Source organism: Streptomyces sp. NPDC026589 (assembly GCF_040638385.1).
GTDB lineage: Bacteria > Actinomycetota > Actinomycetes > Streptomycetales > Streptomycetaceae > Streptomyces.
Window position 1 is genome coordinate 94206 of record NZ_JBEZYG010000021.1, and the last position, 16408, is coordinate 110613.

11 protein-coding genes are annotated in these 16408 nt (G+C 72.3%); 6 read left to right on the forward strand and 5 right to left on the reverse strand.

The window, feature by feature from the left end; translation table 11 throughout:
* The first annotated feature begins 1 nt into the window (after position 1).
* The 4 genes from AB0F29_RS30470 (at position 2) to AB0F29_RS30485 (ending at position 7519) form a co-directional block, all read left to right on the forward strand.
* Positions 2-2956 carry a lantibiotic dehydratase gene (locus AB0F29_RS30470; RefSeq protein WP_361878664.1) on the forward strand — a complete coding sequence of 985 codons (2955 nt, stop codon included), beginning with the start codon at positions 2-4 and terminating at the stop codon, positions 2954-2956.
* Positions 2953-4218, forward strand: coding sequence for a lanthionine synthetase C family protein (locus AB0F29_RS30475; protein WP_361878666.1), 1266 nt, complete (start codon positions 2953-2955; stop codon positions 4216-4218). Before AB0F29_RS30470 ends, AB0F29_RS30475 begins: the two co-directional genes overlap by 4 nt.
* A 21-nt stretch (positions 4219-4239) precedes the next feature.
* Positions 4240-6321, forward strand: coding sequence for a methyltransferase, FxLD system (fxlM, locus tag AB0F29_RS30480; protein WP_361878669.1), 2082 nt, complete (start codon positions 4240-4242; stop codon positions 6319-6321).
* Between the two features lie 88 nt (positions 6322-6409).
* On the forward strand, positions 6410-7519 hold the full coding sequence (locus tag AB0F29_RS30485) for a hypothetical protein (protein WP_361878671.1): 1110 nt from the start codon (positions 6410-6412) through the stop codon (positions 7517-7519).
* Positions 7520-7648: 129 nt separating this feature from the next.
* On the opposite strand, the gene AB0F29_RS30490 is transcribed toward AB0F29_RS30485, so the two are convergent.
* Positions 7649-10063, reverse strand: a complete 2415-nt coding sequence (locus AB0F29_RS30490; protein WP_361878674.1) for a PQQ-binding-like beta-propeller repeat protein — start codon at positions 10061-10063, stop codon at positions 7649-7651.
* Between the two features lie 346 nt (positions 10064-10409).
* Positions 10410-11219 (reverse strand): VOC family protein, encoded by an 810-nt coding sequence (locus AB0F29_RS30495; protein ID WP_361878677.1) that lies wholly within the window; start codon positions 11217-11219, stop codon positions 10410-10412.
* A 344-nt stretch (positions 11220-11563) separates the two neighbouring features.
* On the opposite strand from AB0F29_RS30495, the gene AB0F29_RS30500 reads away from it, so the two are divergent.
* Positions 11564-12211, forward strand: a complete 648-nt coding sequence (locus AB0F29_RS30500) for a TetR/AcrR family transcriptional regulator (protein ID WP_026290968.1) — start codon at positions 11564-11566, stop codon at positions 12209-12211.
* A 216-nt stretch (positions 12212-12427) separates the two neighbouring features.
* Here the strand turns inward: AB0F29_RS30500 and AB0F29_RS30505 are convergent, their stop codons facing one another.
* Entirely contained in the window at positions 12428-12913 is a 486-nt protein-coding gene (locus AB0F29_RS30505; protein WP_361878680.1) for a nitroreductase family deazaflavin-dependent oxidoreductase, read from the reverse strand.
* Positions 12910-14121, reverse strand: a complete 1212-nt coding sequence (locus AB0F29_RS30510) for an acyl-CoA dehydrogenase family protein (RefSeq protein WP_361878683.1) — start codon at positions 14119-14121, stop codon at positions 12910-12912. Before AB0F29_RS30510 ends, AB0F29_RS30505 begins: the two co-directional genes overlap by 4 nt.
* A gap of 430 nt (positions 14122-14551) precedes the next feature.
* Between AB0F29_RS30510 and AB0F29_RS30515 the strand changes: the two genes are divergently transcribed.
* The gene (locus AB0F29_RS30515; RefSeq protein WP_361878822.1) at positions 14552-15685 is read left to right on the forward strand and encodes an acetyl-CoA acetyltransferase; all 1134 of its coding nucleotides are present in this window, start codon (positions 14552-14554) and stop codon (positions 15683-15685) included.
* A gap of 64 nt (positions 15686-15749) precedes the next feature.
* Here the strand turns inward: AB0F29_RS30515 and AB0F29_RS30520 are convergent, their stop codons facing one another.
* The gene (locus tag AB0F29_RS30520; protein WP_361878686.1) at positions 15750-16373 is read right to left on the reverse strand and encodes a hypothetical protein; all 624 of its coding nucleotides are present in this window, start codon (positions 16371-16373) and stop codon (positions 15750-15752) included.
* Between the last annotated feature and the right edge of the window lie 35 nt (positions 16374-16408).

The following is a 16408-nucleotide window of genomic DNA, read 5'->3' on the forward strand; positions in this document are numbered from 1 at the left end:
TGTGGCGTGGCTACGGTCGGTCTGGGCGGACAGGGACGTCGCCGAGGCACTCCAGCACTCCAGCCCGGTCCTGGCCGCTCGGGTCCAGGCTCTTTGTACCGTCGAGCATCCCGCCCTCCGGGAGGTGCAGCGCGCGGCGCTGTCGGTGGCCCGTTACCTGTTACGGGCCCAGCACCGGGCGACGCCCTTCGGACTGTTCGCCGGCGTGACCACCGCGGCGTTCGGACCTCGGGTGCGTGCGGACTGGGGCGAGGAACACGTAGCCGTCGGTCGTGCGGGAGCCGAATGGCTCGCCGCTGTGATCGAACGGCTGGAGTCCTGCCCGGAACTCCTCGACCGACTGCCCGTCGTCGTCAACAACACCGTGACGAGCAGGGGAGACCGGCTCATCGTGCCGTTCCAGCCCGACACCGATGACGACCTGGTTCGCGCCGTCGAGGCATCCCTGGCCCTGACAGAACCGGTGCGTGCGGTCCTCGCCGTGACCCGGACGCCGATTCGCTGCGGAGCCCTCGCGGCGAAGCTCCGGGCCGAGTTCCCCGACGCCGGTCCGGAGAAGGCGCGCCAACTACTGACGGAGCTGGTCCGCCGGCGAGTGCTGATCACGAGCCTGCACGCGCCAAGCACCGAGACCGACGCCCTCGGGTACCTGCTCGACCAACTCGACGCGATCGACATCGACCACCTTGCGCCGGTCGTGGAGACAACACGCGAGTTGCACGGGGTCCGGAGAGGCTTGGAGGAGTGCGCCACGCGCGGTGGCCGGGACAGCACCGCAGCGCGCATGCGGGCCCTCGTGCCCGGCCTACGTCGGCACCCTGTCGCGCTTGACCTGCGGTTGGATGCGCAACTCGTCCTACCCGAGGAAGTGGCCCGGGAGATCGAGCGCGCCGCCTTCGTCCTGACCCGGGTGAGCACCCGCCCGTACGGGCCGGCCGAGTGGAACGTCTACCACCAGCGCTTCTACGAGCGGTACGGCATCGGCACGATGGTCCCGCTCGCGGAGGTCGTCGCGGACAGCGGGACCGGCTACCCCGACGGCTACCCAGGCAGTCCTGCCGGCCCAGGTCGGCCTCGCGTCTCCGCTCGGGACGACGCCCTCGTACGCCTGGCGCAGGGTGCCGCGCTCGACGGCTGTGACGAGGTCGTGCTCACTGACGAACAGATCGGTCGACTGGACGTGGGACCCGACGAACCACGGCTGCCGCCGCATCTGGAGGTGGGGGTGCGCGTACATTGCGCCAGCCTGGACGACTTGCGGGGTCGGCGATTCCGGCTGGAGGTCGTGAGCGTGTCGCGCGGGGCCGGCGTCTCGTCAGGTCGATTCCTCGGCGTGCTGGCTCCCACCAAGCGTCAGGCCCTGGGCGCAGAACTGGCTGATCTTCCGGCTGCGGACAGCGACACCGTGCCCGCTCAGCTCTCTTTTCCACCGCTGCTCCCGGCGAGCGCTCACGTAACCCGCGCACCGAAGGTCCTGCCCACGGTGATCAGTCTCCAGGAGCACCGCGCACCGAAGGACTCCGTGCTCACCCCGGATGACTTGGCCGTGGGGTGCGACGGTCGCCGCATGTACCTGGCCGCTCCGCTACGGGGGCACCGCGTCGAGGCCGTCGGCATGAACGCCCTGAACCTGCGCACCCACACTCCGCCGTTGGCGCGGTTCCTCACCGAGCTGTCCCGCGCCCAGTGCGCGCAGGTCACCGTCTTCGACTGGGGCGTCGCAGCAGCGATGCCGTTCCTGCCGCGCCTGCGGTACGGGCGTACAGTGCTGGCCCCGGCGCGCTGGCGCTTGGAGGCGTCCGAATTACCCGGTCGCGCTCGCCCTCGTACTGAGTGGGACACCGCGCTCGCCGAATGGCGGGCACAACGGGGATTGCCTCGCCGCGTGTTCCTCGTGGACGACGACCGGCGTCTCTTCCTCGACCTGGACGAAGCCGGCCACCGGACGCTCCTGCGCCGACACCTCGACCGCTCGCACCGGGCCGTGCTCATTGAAGCCCCGGAACCAGAGGCGTACGGCTGGTGCGACGGGCGAGCCCACGAGGTCGTGGTGCCACTCAAGGCGACCCGAACGCAGTCCTGGCCGCCCCTTCCCGTTCCCACTCAGGCCCGCGCCCTCGCTGCGGCTCAGTTGCAGACTCCCGCCGCTTCGTCGGTGCTGCTCGTCGCCTTGTACGGAGACCCTCGCCGCCAGGACACCCTGCTCTCCCAGCACCTTCCCGGACTCCTCGAACGACTGGGCAACCCGCCGTGGTGGTTCATCCGCTTCCGTGACCCGGACCAGCACCTCCGCGTACGCATCGCCCTCCCTGACCGCGGAGCCTTCGCTCGGACGGCGCGAACCGTGAGCGCGTGGGCCGACGACTTGCGCAACGCCGGTCTGCTGGCAGATCTGCGCTACCCCACCTCATATCGAGAGATGGGCCGTTGGGGCTCCGGAGCCGCCTGGGAGGCTGCCGAGGAGGTGTTCCGGGCAGACTCGCGCAGCGTCCTGGCCCAACTTTCAGAGCCACAGAGGCTGGCGCAACGCGCATGGGTGGCGGCCCACACCGTTGCCATCGCCTCCGCGTTCCTCGGCAGCACGGAGGCCGCGATGCGCTGGCTGGCCGACCACGTCTCACCGACAGCACCCGCGCCCGTCCCCCGCCCGCGATTCAGCGAGGCCGTACGGCTCGCGAACCCGGCCGACGACTGGGCCGCCCTGCGCGAGGTACAGGGCGGAGACGCCATCGTGTCGGGTTGGGCAGAGCGCGATGCGGCACTCGCCGCCTACCGGTTGCACCTTCCCGGCCCGGGCACCCAGGGCATCGCCGTCGATGACGTCCTGACCTCCCTCCTGCACGTCCACTTCGTGCGGCACGTCGCGGTGAACTTCCCCGAGGAAGAGGTGTGCCTCTACCTGGCGCGCGCTGCTGCTCTGGCGTGGACTGCCCGCACCACCAGGAGGCCGGCGTGACTGTGCACCCGATGCTCGGCCTGGCCGATGCCGTTGCTGCGCAGCTCGCCGACCCCGGCACGGCGCCTTCCGTCTATCAGGCATATCGGCAACATCTCGCCTATGGCCCGCCCGGAATCGCGCTTCTCCACATCGAGCGGGCCGCGAACGGCCTCGGACCGTGGCAGCATGCGCACGGCTGGCTCGCTGCCGCGTCTCACGGGCCCCTCACGAGCGGACCCGACAGCCACCCCTTCTACGGGATGCCCGCCTTCGCCCATGCCCTTGCCTGCGCCGCCGACCATCTTCCTGCCTCCTACCAGCGCGCCCTGGACGCGATGGACCGGCAGATCGCGACCGACGTCAGACGCCGTCTCGACGCCGCGCATCGCCGCATCGATGCTGGATGTCTGCCGCAGCTCGCCGAGTTCGACGCCATCCGGGGCCTGGCCGGATACGGCGCTTACCTTCTACGCCGGAACCCAGGCAGCCCTGCGGTGCGCGCTGTCGTCGACTACTGCGTACGCCTTACCGAACCGATCAGGCACTCCGGCGAGGAACTTCCAGGTTGGTGGACTGCGACCGGGCCCTCGGGCAGCCCGGACGAACGATTCCCCGGTGGGCACGCCAACACCGGCATGGCACACGGCATCGGCGGAGTGCTCGCCCTCCTGGCCCTCGCTGCGCGGAAGGGCACCGCCACCGACGGGCAACACAGAGCGCTGCGCACCATCCTGACCTGGCTCGACCGCTGGCAGGAGGAGACAGGCCGAGGATCAACCTGGCCATACTGGGTCACTCGGAGCGAACTACGCACCGGTCGCCGCCCCGGGTCCAAGCTCCGGCGGCCGTCATGGTGTTACGGCACAGCCGGCCTCGCCCGCGCCCAGCAACTTGCCGCGCTCGCTACCGGTGACACCGAACGCCAGATCACGGCGGAGAGCGCGCTCGCCGCCGCCCTCACCGACCCGGACCAGCTCGGAGCCACAACGGGCAACGGCCTCTGCCACGGTCTCGCCGGCCTCACTCACCTCGCCGTCCGCACGGCCGCAGACGCCCATCCCTCAACCGTCGGTCGAATCCGAGCCGCGATCCCGGGACTTCTGGCCGCGATCTGCCCGGTGGACGACGACCTCGAACGCGCGGCCACGGCACTGGTCAGTGGCACCGGAGCGGGGCCCGGCCTGCTCGACGGAGCCGCCGGAACAGCCCTGGCTCTTCTCGCTGCCGATACCGCCGCTCCGCCCCGGTCCGCCTGGGATTCCTGCCTGCTCATCGCCTGATTCACCGACCGAAGGACTTCGATGCCCCCTGACCGCTGGCACCAGCACAACATCACCTTCATCGACCGCGAGAGCGCCCGGCACGCCATCGACGAACACCTCGGACCCGCCCTGATCACAGCCGAGGCCGAGGGACAGCTCACCGGCTGGTGGTTCATGAACAAACAGCCCTGGCCGCTGCGGTACCTCGCCGACGCGCCCTCCCCGATCATCGAGTCGCTGCTGAGCGATCTCGTGGGTGACGGGGTGGTCGTGTCATGGCTGCCCTCTGTCTACGAGCCCGAGGCCGAGGCGTTCGGGGGCCCGGACGCCATGGACGCTGCCCACGGTCTGTTCCACAGCGACTCCCGCCACCTGCTCATCTACCAGCCGGGCCCGGAGCACCTTGGGCGCAAGGAGACTGCGGTCCTGCTGGCGAGCGCCATGATGCGCGGCGCCGGACTCGACTGGTTCGAGCAGGGCGACGTATGGGCGAAAGTCGCTAACCTCCGGCCGGTCGCCGGCGTTCTGTCACATGCACGAGTCGCCGAACTGACCCCGTTCGTGCGTAAGCTCATGAGCGCTGATGCCCACAGCCTGTCCCTCCGCGACGGCCCACTCCACGGGCACAGCGCATGGGTGACCGCCTTCGAGCGGGCGGGGGCCACACTCGCAGACCTCGCGCAACGGGGCGCCCTCACACGCGGTCTGCGAGCCGTCATCGCCCACCACATCATCTTCCACGCCAACCGCGCCGGTCTCCTCAGGGACGACCAGAGCGCTCTGTCCAACATCGCACGGGAGGCAGTCATGGGAACGAGTGACCACACCGCGTCGCCGACCGGGTCAACGACCAACGCCGATAGCGTGAAAGCGGTGAACACCGACACGATCACCACCCCGGCGTCCGACGCCGAGCGCCTCCGCAACGCCCTGGTGGACCAGCTCCACGCTGACGGAATCGCCCGCACTCCCGCCGTGGAGACCGCGTTGCGGGCCGTGCCCCGTCACGTGTTCGTGCCTGATGTGCCGATCGAAGACGCATACGCCAACGCGCCGGTGCACATCAAGTACGACACCGACGGCAGCTCGATCTCCTGCGCCTCCCAGCCGGGCGTGGTCGCCCTCATGCTGGACCAGCTCGACGCCCGGCCCGGCGAGCGCGTCCTCGAACTGGGCGCAGGCACCGGTTACAACGCCGGTCTGCTCGCCCATCTGGTCGGTGAGAGCGGGCACGTCACCACGCTCGATGTCGACGACGACCTCGTGGAGGGCGCCCGCGCGCATCTGTCCGCCGCCGGAACCACGAATGTTGAGGCGATGACCCGAGACGGGGCCCTCGGCTATGCGGAAGGTGCGCCGTACGACCGCATCATCGCTACCGTGGGCGCGCACGGCGTGCCGCATGCCTGGTTGCAGCAGCTTGCTCCCGGGGGCCGGCTCCTCGTCCCGCAGCGCCTCAAGGGCACGGTGTCCCGGTCCATCGCCTATGAGCAGCGCGATGGCCGGTGGGTGTCTCTCGGTAGCGAGATGAACACCTTCATGCCGCTCAGGCGGGGCATCGCCGACGACGACCGCCAGGTCATCCCGCTCAGCGCGGACGGAACCGTACGGCTCCAGGCCCCCGCCGGGCAGAAAGTCGACGCCGAGGCCCTCGCCGGTGTCCTGCACGAGCCGAGCACCGAGGAGTGGACGGGCATGACGTTCCGTGCCATGGAGTCGCCGGAGTGGATGGAACTGTTCCTCACCTGCTCCCTTCCCTCCGGGCTGATCCGGATGCTGTTCCCGCAATCCGCCAAGGGCACTCTGCTCACCGAGGACCCCTACCCCTCCTCGACCGCAGCCGTCGACAAGGGGGCTGTCACCTATCTCGCCCGGCGCCTGTCGGAGAAGAAGACACTCGAGGGCGGCAAGCTGTGGGAGTTCGGGGTCATCGGCCATGGTCCCGGCAGCGATGAACTGGCAGCAAGGGTCGCTGCGGCCATCCGCGTGTGGGACCTGGAGTACCGGGGCCGCGAGGCAACGTTCGAGATCCAGCCCCTCGACTCCCCCGCGATCGAGCAGCGAGCCGACCTCTTCGCGCTCGTCACCCCGCTCAACCGCATCGTCGTCGACTGGCGATGACGCCCCTCGCGTAGTGGACCGTGGACGTCGGCGCGCAACCGGCGGCCACCGTCGCCTTACCCGTCCTCACGCACACCTGGGGGAGTTCATGGACCCGCACGGATCCACAGCTCAGCGCTTTCCGCTCGTCGCCCGATTCCGGCCCGCCTGCCTTCCCCTGCCGAAGCGCGTGCGCGCGCTCGCCGACCTGGCCGACAGCGCGATGGCGGAGACCGATCAGGGGGTGGCGTCCTCCGTCTACAACCAGGCCGCGCTCATTGCCTCCGATCTCGGCCTTCCCGACCTGGCACGCACGATGTGCCACGAGCACGCCGCCGCCTATCTCCCTGCCTGCCCCCTGCCCGCCATGAGCGCGATCCGCGGCTTGGAGCCCGTCGTCAATCTCGCCCGCCTCCAGATCCGTGGCGGCCACGCCGATGTGGGCCGTCAAGGGCTGCTCGACCTATACGCGGCCGTCGAGGCGGGCATACCGGTCCGGTTCGAAGGCGTTGCGATCCCGGCGGACCTCACCGCCACGGACAAGGACCGTCACGAGGTCGTCGCGTGGTTGTGGCGCGTGCTCCTCGCCGACGGCACACGCGCTCTCACCATCCAGGCCCGATGGTCCGAGGCCTTGGCGCACGTTGAGGCCCTCCGAGGCGTGGGCAAACGAATGCTCGACGGACGCCAAGTAGCGGTAATCGCCTCGCTCGCTGCGGGAGATACGGCACACGCCTCGGCACTCCTCGCCGAGACGGTGCCCGGCGAGCCGTGGGAGCGGACTGTCACGGCATGTCTGACTGTCCTGCGGCACCGAGCCGCGGGGCAACCAGTCGACGGCCCCCTGGCGAATCTGGCAGCCACTTACCTTGAGCGGGCGGCCGAACCGGGGATGACCGTCTTCGACATCCGGCTGGGCCTGACCGTCCTCGGCGTGATGGAGTCCGCCGATCTTCCCGCCGCGCGCCGCATCGTTGAGGACTTGCACCGGAGAGCGACGGAGACCGAGGACGGCTACGCAGCCCGGGACAACTTGGCGCACCCACTGTTCATCGAGCTCGCCACGGATCGGCAAGTGCGGGACTGCCGTGCCCTGGTGCGGGCTTGTGCCCTCCGGACGGGGACTCTGCCGGAGCGGCTACGAGGCGAACTGGAGGCGGCTCTGAGTGCCGGCGGCAACGTCATCCGGAAGAGCATCGCGCCGTCACTCTGCCCCTGAGTCCCACCGGCACACGGAGGTGGGAGAAGGAGCGCGGCTGAGTATGCGCCGGGCGGGCCTGGAAATCAAGCCCGTCCGGCGATCGAGGACATCTTTCGACCCCTCCGGGGTTCGAGGACCGCACCCGGCTCAGGTCCGGGCCCTGTTCCCCGTGCCCGTTCCCTTCAGCGCGTCCAGCGCGTACACGCAGCGGTCCTTGCTGCAGGCGTAGACCACGCCCGCCTGCGCCACGGGCGATCCCGTGATCTCGCCGCCCGTCGCGAGCTTCCAGCGCAGCTGGCCGCCCGCCGCGTCCAGGGTGTAGAGGACGTGGTCCGCCGAGCCGAAGTGGACCCGGCCGTCCGCCACCACCGGGGAGCCCACCACGTCGCCGCCCGCCGCGAAGCGCCACTTCGGGGTGCCGGTGACCGCGTCCAGGGTGTAGAGCGCGCTGCCGCTGCCCACGTGCACGTTGCCCACGGCGACCAGCACCGGTTCGATGGAGGAGCGGGCCTCCGTGGCGATCCGCCAGCGGTCCTTGCCGGTCGTCGCGTCCAGCGCGTACACCGTGCCGAGGTAGTCCGCGAGGTACACCCCGCCGCCGGTCACCGCCGGGCCCGGGGCGAACGCGGGCGGGGAGAGGAAGACCGCGGGCGACTCGAAGTGCCAGCGCACCCGGCCGGAGCCGGTCTCCACCGCCAGCACCCGGGTGCCCGCCGCGATGTAGACGTAGCCGTCGGGGGCCGGGGTGACCCGGACCGGGACGCCGCCGCAGGAGGCCGCGTCGCCGATCGGGTACGACCAGCGCTCGATGCCCGTACGGGCGTCCAGCGCGCGCAGCCGGGCGTCCTGCCAGACGTACACCGTGCCGTCGTGGATGACCGGGCCGGCCTCCGCCGTCTCGAAGTCGCTCTGCGCACCGGTGACTTCCCACAGCTTCTCGCCGTTGGAGGCCTCCCAGCCCTGGACGCCGCCGCCCCGGGTCGCGGTCAGGACCGTGCCCCGGTCGGCCTTGAGGGCGTACACCCAGGCGTCGGTCGCCAGCCGCCACTGCTCGGCGCCGGTCGTGGCGTCCAGCGCGTACAGCGAGGGGCCGTCCGAGGCGTGGATCCTGCCGCCCTCGACGGCCATCGCCCAGGCCACGTCCCGGGTCTTGAACTGGCGCCGCCCATTGCCCACGTCCAGCGCGTGGACCTCGAAGGACGTCACGTACAGCAGGTCGCCGGAGACGACGGGCGTGCCCCACACGTCGTTGGACATGCGGAAGCGCCAGGGCCGCCAGCGGTCGGGGGCGGGGGCCGCGCCGTCCGGGGCGGGGCCGGGGGCCGGGACGGGGGCCGCCACCGGCGACGAGCCGTTCACTCCGGCGGGCGGCCGGACCCAGCCGGTCGCGGCGGCCGGGTGCGCGGCGGCGGCTCCGCGCCCCTCCCCCGCACGCGGACCGGGGCCGATCGGCACCTTGGCGCCGGGCAGCTGGACGGGCCCGCCACCGGGAGCGGCGGAAAGGCCCGCGGACGGGCCGGACGCGCCGGACAGCGGCGAGGGCGAGGACAGCGGGGAGGGCGAGCGCAGGTCCGCCCCGCTGCGCCAGGCGGTGTCCCGCTCCGGAGCCCTGGGGGGCCGCTGCGGGGGCGGCGGGGGCACGGCCGGGGCGGGCGGCGCGGTGCGCCCGCCGCCCCTGCGCCGCTCGATCATCGCGGTGGCCACGGACGGCAGCCAGGCCGAGGCCGTGCCGCTGTCGTCGCTGCCGGAGGCGAAGAGGTGCGGGGCGAGCTGGGCCTGGAGGTCGGCGGGGCTCGGCCGCTGGGTGGCGTCCATCTGCATGCAGGACTCGATCAGCGGCCGCAGGTCCTCGGGCAGCCCCTCGGTGTCGGGGCCCTCGCGCAGCAGCATGAACACCGTCTCGACCGGGTTGGCCCCGTGGAAGGGGGCGTGCCCGGTGGCGGCGAAGACGAGCGTGGAGCCCAGGGAGAAGATGTCGCTGGCCCCGGTGACGCTGCGGGAGTCCCGGGCCTGTTCGGGCGACATGTACGCGGGCGTGCCGACGGCGACGTTCGTCATGGTCAGCCGGGTGTTGGAGACGCCGGACGCGATGCCGAAGTCGATCACCCGGGGGCCGTCCTCGACGACGAGGACGTTGGACGGCTTCAGGTCGCGGTGGACGAGGCCCGCGCCGTGGATGGACTGGAGGGCCTCGGCGATGCCGGCGGCCAGCCAGCGCACCGCCTGGGTCGGCATGGGACCGCACTCGTTCACTATCTCTTCGAGCGAGGGTGCGGGCACATAGGCGGTGGCGAGCCAGGGCACGGCGGCCCGCGGGTCGGCGTCGACCACGGCGGCGGTGTAGAACCCGCTGACCGCGCGGGCGGCCTCGACCTCGCGGGTGAAGCGGACCCGGAAGAGCTGGTCCTCGGCGAGTTCGGTCCGCACCGTCTTGATCGCCACCCGTCGGCCGGACGCCGACCGCGCGAGATAGACCAGCCCCATGCCGCCGGCCCCGAGCCGTCCCAGCACCTCGAACGGGCCGATCCGTCTCGGGTCGTGCTGCGTCAGCTGCTCCACCACTTGCCTGCCACCTCCCCGTAGACGGACCTCGGCGACGAAGTCCGCGAATTACCGCCCGGTCGAATTCCGCACTGCGCAGCTCGCCCTGTGCAGGGTCTCACCACTGGGCATCACCTGGCGGTACGCACCCCGATTCTTCCTGGCCCGGGCCCCGGTTGCGAACCCGGGGGCGGATGGGGATGTCTCATGCCACTTCGGGCGGTATCCCCCACACCGGGGGTGCGGAGAGGGAGCGAAGGGTGCGGAAGCCGGGGTTACGGGGGCGCGAGAACCGGGGTTACGGAGGTACGGAAGCCGCGGTTACGGAGGCGCGGGAGCCGCGGTTACGGAGGCGCGGGAGCCGGGGTTACGGACGCGGCTCGGCGGGCTCCAGCACGGCGAAGGCGGCCCCCTGGTCGTCGTGCAGCACGGCCATCCGCCCGGAGGGGATGTCGAAGGGCGGCTGGGCCACCCGGCCACCGAGCTGTACGGCGAGTTCGGCGGCGGCGTCGCAGTCGGCGACGGCGAAGTAGACGAGGAAGTAGCTCGGCATCTCGGCCGGGAACGCGTCCGTGATGACGCTCCGGCCGCCGACAGCGGTGTCCGGGCCCGGTTCGGCGCCCTCGGGGGACCACATCCGGAAGTCGACCAGCGCCTCGGAGTCGCCGGAGATGTCGTGGCCCGCCTCGTCCAGGTCGGTGCCGTGGAAGCCGAAGACCTTCTCGTAGAAGGGGTCCACCTTGTCCGGCTGCCGGGTGTAGACCTCGGTCCAGCAGAAGGAGGCGGGGTCGTTCTGTTTCTCGAAGCCCGCGCGTTCCTCCGGCTGCCAGAGTCCGAAGACGGCGCCCCCGGGGTCGGCCGCCTGCGCCACGATGGCGGCGCGCCCCGCCCGTACGGGGTCGGTGATGATCTGGCCGCCGTGCTCGCGGATCGCGGCGACGGTGGCCCGGATGTCGTCGGTGGCGAAGTGGACGCCCCAGGCCGTGGGCATCCGGCCGTCCTTCTTGGCGGCGAGGCCGGCGACGAGGCGGCCGTCGCTGAGCGCGTCCGCGAAGGGCATGCCGTCGCCGGCCCGGAAGGTCCAGCCGAAGAGCCCGCCGTAGAAGCGCTTGCCCGCTTCGAGGTCGGAGAGCTGCACGTCCGCCCAGCACGGCGCGGAATGCGCGAATGCGGCCATGGGACCGGGTCCTTCCGTAGCAGTGACGCCCGTCACAGTCAACGTAACGTCGCGCCCGGCCCCGCGCGCCCCGGAAGCACCTAAAGGGAACCTTTGACCGATTGATGAAGGGTGCGCTCACCATGTGGACGAAAGTTGTCCACCGAAGTTGTCCACAGGCTGTTGATAACATTTACTCCGACTGCGACCCTGGCCGCACCCGGCCGCTCTCCACGCTCCGGCACCTCTCGCGCGGCGGCTGAAAACCGCCGCTCGCCACCCCCGCGCACCCCGCTGGTCCTGCGGCGTTCCCCATTTGCAGTCGGCCGAATCGCGCTCCCATCACCCCTCGGTAAGCTGACGGCATGACAGGACAAGTACGTACCGTCGACGGCCGCGTGGCCGGTCGACGCGGTCAGGCGACGCGGCAGAAGCTGCTCGACTGCCTCAGCGAGATGCTCAGCTCCTCGCCGTACCGGGACGTCAAAGTCATCGACGTCGCCCGGAAGGCCGGGACTTCACCCGCGACTTTCTACCAGTACTTCCCCGACGTGGAGGGCGCCGTCCTCGAAATCGCCGAGGAGGTCGCCAAGGAGGGCGCCGGCCTGACCGAACTGGTCGCCGGACGCTCCTGGGTCGGCAAGGCCGGCTGGACCACCGCCGAACAACTCGTCGAGGGATTCCTCGACTTCTGGCGGCACAACGACGCGATCCTCCGCGTGATCGACCTCGGAGCGGCGGAGGGGGACAAGCGGTTCTACAAGATCCGTATGAAGATCCTGAACTCGGTCACCAACTCCCTCACGGATTCCGTGAAGGAGCTCCAGAGCAAGGGCAAGGTCGACAAGGACGTCAGTCCGGCGGCGATGGCGGGCTCCCTGGTGGCGATGCTGGCCGCGGTCGCCTCGCACCAGAAGGGTTTCACCACCTGGGGTGTGAAGCAGGCCGAACTGCGGCCCAATCTGGCCCTGTTGGTACACCTCGGCATCACCGGCAAGAAGCCGACGAAGTAGGCGGCCCGGGGCGCGGGAGGCCGGCCGGCCCCGGACGCCCCACGCCACCGGGCGGGCACCCGCTCGCCCGGACGCCCCACGTCCTGTCTCACCGACGGCGGACCACCCAGGCACCCTGCGGGTGGTCCGCCGTCGGTGTTCCCGGAGGCGGGGTCGCGCCGGGGCCGCCCTGCCTCGTTCCCGGAGGACCAGGACGGGCCATCGGGCTCACCCCCGCTACCGGCGCTCCAGCCGGAACAGCCGGATCTGCCGCTCCAGCCGCCGCTGGTACGCCGCGTACGGCGGCCAGAACGCGAGTGCGGCCTGCCACACCCGCTCCCGGTCCTCGCCCTCCAGCAGGCTCGCGCGCACCGGGATGTCCCGGCCGCGCCAGTTGACGACGGCCTCGCCCCCGCGGGCCAGCAGATTGGCGGTCCAGGCCGGGTGACCCGGGCGCCCGAAGTTGCTGCCGACCAGGATCCAGCTGCCCTCCACCTCGCCCTCCGGCATGCAGGCCAGTGGCGTGGTCCTCGGCCGGCCCGTGCGCGCCCCCGGCACCGTGAGGACGAGCCCCGGCAGCATCCGGGCGCTGAGCAGCACCTTTCCCCGGGTGAGCCGGTGCACGGCCCGGTCCAGGGCGGGAACCACGTGCGGGGCGATCCGCCCGAACGCGCGGGTCGAGGAGACCTTCTGGACCAGACGCACACCGCGGGCGGCGGTCATCGGACGCCCGCCCCGGGTGCCGCAGCGAGCGGCATCCGGTCGGGCCCGAAGAGTCCGGCCCGCCGCGCCGCGTGGTCGCGCAGCCGGTGGACCGGGCCGAAGAGCAGTTCGTCGCCCGCCGCCCGCTTCAGGTACCGGTGCGCCTCGTGCTCCCAGGTGAAGCCGATGCCGCCGTGCAGCTGGACGGCCTCACCGGTGGTGATCCGGGCCGCCTCCAGGGCCTGGGCGAGCGCGAGCGGCCCGGCCTCCGGGTCCCGGGCGGCGTGGTACGCGGCGGAGCGGGCCGCCTCGACGCGTACGTACAGGTCGGCGAGGCGGTGTTTGACGGCCTGGAACGAACCGACGGCCCTGCCGAACTGTTCGCGCGCCTTCACGTACTCCACGGTGCGCTCCAGGGCGCTCGCCGCCGTCCCGACCGCCTCGGCGGCGAGGATCGCGGCGGCGGTGCGTCCGGCGGCGGCGAGCGCGGCGGCCGCGTCGGCGGTGTCGTCCGCGCCGAGGAGCTCGGCCGGGGTGTCGCGCAGCTCGACGCGGGCCAGCGGGCGGGTCTCGTCGAGCGCGGTGAGCCGGGTGCGTGCCAGCCCCGCCGCTCCGGGGTCCACCAGGAACAGGAGCGTACGGCTGCGCGGGTAGCCCCCGGCGTGGGCGGCGACCAGGAGCACCCCCGCGCTGTGCCCGTCCAGGACCCGTTCCGCCTCCCCGTAGAGCCGCCGGCCGCCGCCCTCCCCGGGTCCGCGGGCCTGGATGCCGCCGGCCCGGCCGCCGCCCGCCCAGGCCCCGTCGGCGTTGTCGCCGGTGAGGCCGAGGGCGGTGGCGAGCGAGCCGCCGGGGACGGCGAGGGAGGCGGTCAGGGTTCCGCCGGCGATCCGGGGCAGCAGGGCGGCCCGCTGGTCCGGGGTGCCGAGGGCGGCGATCAAGGGTGCGGCGAGGGCGGCGGTGGCGAGCAGCGGTGTGGGCAGCAGCGCACGCCCGGTCTCCTCGCAGGCGAGGGCCAGCTCGGTGGCCGTGCACCCGGCCCCGCCGTACTCCTCCGCGACGGCGAGCCCCGGCAGCCCGAGGTCCCCGGCGAGCCTGCGCCACAGAACCGGGTCGTAGCCCTCGGCGGTGCGCACGGCGGCGGGGATCGCGTCGGGGCCGGCGCTCCGGGCGAGCAGTTCGCGCAGGGTGCGGCGGATCTCGTGCTGTTCCGCGGTGAAGGCGGCGTCCATCTGCGGGCTCCTTCCACCCAGGGGCCGACGACCGGCCCCTGATCTGACGAGCCGTCATGTTAGGCGCGGGGTGCGGCATTTCCCAGGGTCCCGCACGCGCTTGGGCGGCGGAAGCCGTCGTGCCCGAACGGTTGCGGCGGCCACCACTATCTGATGTACCGTCAGATTCATGGCCTCAGCCCCGGCTTCCCCCGACCCGGCTACCTCCCGCCCGGCTTCTCCCGACCCGGCCCCCTCCGGCCCGGCCCCCTCCGGCCTGGCTGCCTCCCGCCAGGCCTCCGCCGCCCCGGGTCCCTCCGACCCGGCTCCCTCCCCCTCCTCCTCTGCCCCGGCCGGCTCCCGCCCGGCCGGCTCCCGCCAGTCATCCGCCGCCCCGGACCGCTCCGCCCCGGCCGCCTCCTGCCGTCCGCGCAGGGTCGCCGTCGTCGGCGTGGCTCTCGCGGACTGCGGCCGGGTCGACGACGCCACCCCGTACGCCCTGCACGCCCAGGCCGCCCGCCGCGCGCTCGCCGACTCCGGCCTCGACCGCTCGGTCGTCGACGGCTTCGCCTCGGCCGGACTCGGGACGCTCGCCCCGGTCGAGGTCGCCGAGTATCTGGGGCTGCGGCCCACCTGGGTCGACTCCACGGCGGTGGGCGGCGCCACCTGGGAGGTGATGGCCGCCCACGCGGCGGACGCCATCGCCGCGGGCCGGGCCCGTGCCGTGCTCCTGGTGTACGGGTCGACGGCCCGGGCCGACATCAAGGCGGGCCGCCGCACGTCGAACCTGTCGTTCGGGGCGCGGGGGCCGGCGCAGTTCGAAGTGCCGTACGGACACTCGCTGATCGCCAAGTACGCGATGGCCGCCCGCCGCCACATGCACGAGTACGGCACGTCACTGGAACAGCTCGCCGAGGTGGCGGTGACGGCGCGGGCGAACGCGGCGGCGAACCCGGAGGCGATGTTCCGGGACCCGATCACGGTCGACGACGTCCTCTCCGGCCCGATGATCGCGGACCCGTTCACCAAGCTGCACTGCTGCATCCGCAGCGACGGGGGCTGCGCGGTGCTGCTGGCCGCCGAGGAGTACGTACCCGACACGGCGAGAAGGCCCGTCTGGATCCTGGGGACCGGGGAGCACGTCTCGCACTCCTCGATGTCCGAGTGGGAGGACTTCACGGTCTCGCCCGCCGCCGTCTCCGGCCGCCTGGCCTTCGAACGGGCCGGGGTGCGGCCCGCCGACATCGACCTGGCCGAGATCTACGACGCGTTCACGTACATGACGCTGGTGACCCTGGAGGACCTGGGCTTCTGCGCGAAGGGCGAGGGCGGCGCGTTCGTCGAGAAGGGCCGCACGGGGCTGCGCGGCGAACTCCCGGTGAACACGGACGGCGGCGGACTGTCCGCCTGCCACCCCGGGATGCGGGGGCTGTTCCTGCTGGTGGAGGCGGTACGGCAACTGCGCGGCGAGGCCGGCGAACGCCAGGTGCGCAAGGCCGGGGGCCGCCTCCCGGAGCTGGCGGTGGCCTCGGGGACGGGCGGCTGGTTCTGCTCGTCGGGGACGGTGGTGCTGGGGCGGGGGTGAGCAGGCGCGAGCGGGTGGCCGCCCACGCGAGCGGGCGCCGCTCAATCGCCCCCGCTCCCCTCAATCACCCTTGCGCCCCGCGCCCCCACGGGTCCTCGTGGCCGACCCGATCCTCCGTGCCGAAGAAGTCGTCCGCCTCACGGCGCATCGCCGCGCCGTCCACCCGCGAGTGCCCCTTCAGGAAGGCGCCCGCGTGGGCGGCGGCTTCCTCCGGCGTCGCGTACGAGACCTCCGCGTCGGCCGCCCCCCGCGTCCCGTCCGCACCCACGCCGGTCCACCGCCAGCCGCCGGACGTGGACTCCCGAGTCAGCTCGGCCGTTCCGCCGCACAGTTCGACGGTCCGGTTCGTCGACGATCCCGGGGCCGCCGGGCGGCTGACGGCTTCGGGCCACTTCTTCCGAGCGCCCTGCCGGGTGATGCCCCATACGGACCCCAACTGTTCGTAGCTCGCGCCATACGTCCCGGCCGTGCCCGCCGCGATCGCCGTCAGCCGCTTCACCTCCGTGTCCACGACCTTCCACGCGGCCAGGACGGACAACGCCACCTCGACGGGCTCCGCCTCCCACTTGCGGTCCTCGGGCAGCCCCGACAGCCGGGAGCGGATGGCCGACGCGAGGGGGTCGAGGGCGTCATAGAGCGCCTTGTCGAGCTCCACCTGTTCTTCCGGAGTGATCCCGAATGCAGTCATGCGACAACCGTAGTTAACATTCGACGGCCCGTAAA